Below are 2,528 nucleotides of genomic sequence, written 5' to 3'. Positions count from 1 at the left end.
CAAGTATTTTGTAGTGGCGAAGCTCTGCCAAAAGAACTGCAAGAAAAGTTTTTTGCGCGTTTGGGGTGCAAACTGCACAATCTCTACGGACCGACAGAAGCAGCAATTGATGTTACTTACTGGCAATGCCAATTAGACAGCGAACTGTTGACGGTGCCGATTGGTCGCCCAATTGCCAATACACAAATTTACATCCTCGACCACAACAATCAACCAGTACCAGTGGGTGTAGCAGGCGAGTTGCACATTGGTGGTGTGGGTTTAGCGCGCGGCTACCTCAACCGTCCGGAAACGACAGCCGAAAAATTCATCCCTAACCCCTTTAGTTCAGAACCTGGTTCTCGCCTGTACAAAACTGGTGACTTAGCCCGGTACTTAAGCGATGGCAATATAGAGTATATCGGACGCGTTGACTTCCAAGTCAAAATACGTGGCTTCCGCATAGAATTGGGCGAAATTGAGGCAGTGTTGAGTCAACATCCAACTGTGCAACAAGCTGTAGTCATTGCCAAAAGAGATGGTAGGCGACAAGGGTTGGTCGCATACTTAGTACCCAGAGTGAGACAACACCACTGAGCGGTGAATTGCGCTCGTTCCTCAAACAGAAACTGCCAGAGTACATGGTGCCATCTTATTTTGTGTTCTTGAGAAGCTACCACTGACACCGAATGGCAAAGTTGACCGCTCTTCACTACCAGACCCCTCCGGACAGCTTGAAGCATCACAGGAGTTTGTTGCTCCCAGAACACCGATTGAAGAAATGGTGGCAAACATTTGGGCATCGGTGCTGGGAATCGAGTCGGTGGGCATCCATGATAACTTTTTTACCTTGGGAGGGCATTCGTTACTGGCAACGCAACTGATGTCGCGTGTGCAAAGCACCTTCTTTGTGGAGTTACCATTGCGTAGCTTGTTTGAGTTACCGACTGTCGCTGCCTTAGCTGAGTCGATTGCCACTGCTCAACATACTGGGCAATCTCAACAAACTTCCCCAATCGTCAGAGTACCACGCCTTGCTCAGATGCCAGTGTCGTTTGCTCAACAGCGGTTGTGGTTCCTACAGCAGTTCGAGTCCCAGAGCGGCTTTTACAACATTCCAGTAGCTGTGCGTTTTCAAGGTGCACTCAACATCACAGCGCTAGAGCAAAGCCTCAATTATATAATTAACCGCCACGAAGCCCTACGAACCAACTTTATTCAGGTAGATGGGCAAGTCATGCAAGTGATTGCTAACAGTATGACTTTCACACTGGCGGTAACAGACTTGCAACAGCTAGACCGAACTGAGCGCGAAATCACTTGCCAGCAACTGGCAACAGCAGAAGCAGTGCGTCCGTTTGACCTAGTAGGCGATTTGTTAGTGCGGGCTAGTTTGTACCAGCTTGAACCCACACAAAACGTCCTGGTACTGGTGATGCACCACATCGTTTCGGATGGGTGGTCAATCGGCGTACTGGTGCGTGAGTTAGCATTCGTTTACCAAGCTCTGTGCAATCAGCTACCAATTGCGTTGCCACAATTGCCGATTCAGTATGCCGACTTTGCTTATTGGCAGCAGCAGTGGTTGCAGCACGAGGTGCTCACAGAGCAGGTGACATACTGGAAACAACAACTGGCGGGTATCCCGGCTTTGTTGGAACTGCCCACAGACCGACCGCGACCTGCAACTCAAACTTACAACGGGGCAACTGTTCGATTCTTACTCTCAGAACAATTGAGTGCGGCGATCGCTGCTTTGAGCCAAAAACAAGAAGTGACGCTGTTCATGACATTGCTGGCAGCGTTCCAAACATTGCTGTACCGCTATAGTGGACAGACTGACATCTGCGTGGGCACACCAATTGCTAACCGCAATCGCTCAGAAACCGAAGAGTTAATCGGTTTATTTGTCAACACCCTAGTGCTGCGCAGTGACTTATCTGCCAATCCGAGTTTTGTTGATTTACTATCACAAGTGCGGGAAGTTGCCCTTGGTGCTTACGCACATCAAGACTTACCGTTTGAACAGTTAGTCGAGCAATTGCAGCCAGAGCGTTCTTTAAGTTATACACCACTGTTCCAAGTGATGTTTGTGCTGCAAAATGCGCCGATGCCTTGTTTGGAACTGGCTGATTTAAGCTTATCAACCTTGCCAATTGAAACGTCCACAGCTAAGTTTGATTTAACTTTGTTTCTGGAGAACACAAGCGCTGGATTGATGGGGGTTATCGAATACAACACTGACTTATTTGATGCTGCCACCATTGTGCGGATGGTAGAGCACTATCAAACTCTACTATCCGCAGTTGTTGCACACCCGCATCAGAAGCTATCACAGCTACCACTGCTAAGTGAGCGTGAACTTCACCAGTATCTTATCGAGTGGAACAACACCCAAGCCGACTACCCGAAACAACAGTGTATCCATCACTTATTTGAGCAACAAGTCCAGAAAACGCCGGATGCTATTGCTGTAGTATTTGAAGAGCAACGCCTAAGCTACAGTGAATTAAACGCCAAAGCCAACCAACTAGCGCACTACTTGCAAT

Annotated in this window: 1 pseudogene; it reads left to right on the top strand. The window is 48.3% G+C overall.

The features are described from left to right. Positions 1-2,528 (top strand): annotated as a pseudogene (locus tag V5G28_RS31755) (condensation domain-containing protein); the annotation flags it as partial.

It is taken from the genome of Scytonema sp. PRP1, from assembly GCF_036697665.2.
Taxonomy (GTDB): Bacteria; Cyanobacteriota; Cyanobacteriia; order Cyanobacteriales; family Nostocaceae; genus Kalymmatonema; species Kalymmatonema gypsitolerans.
The sequence above is the reverse complement of the archived record's forward strand: the minus strand, read 5'-3'. Positions and strand labels throughout refer to the sequence as shown.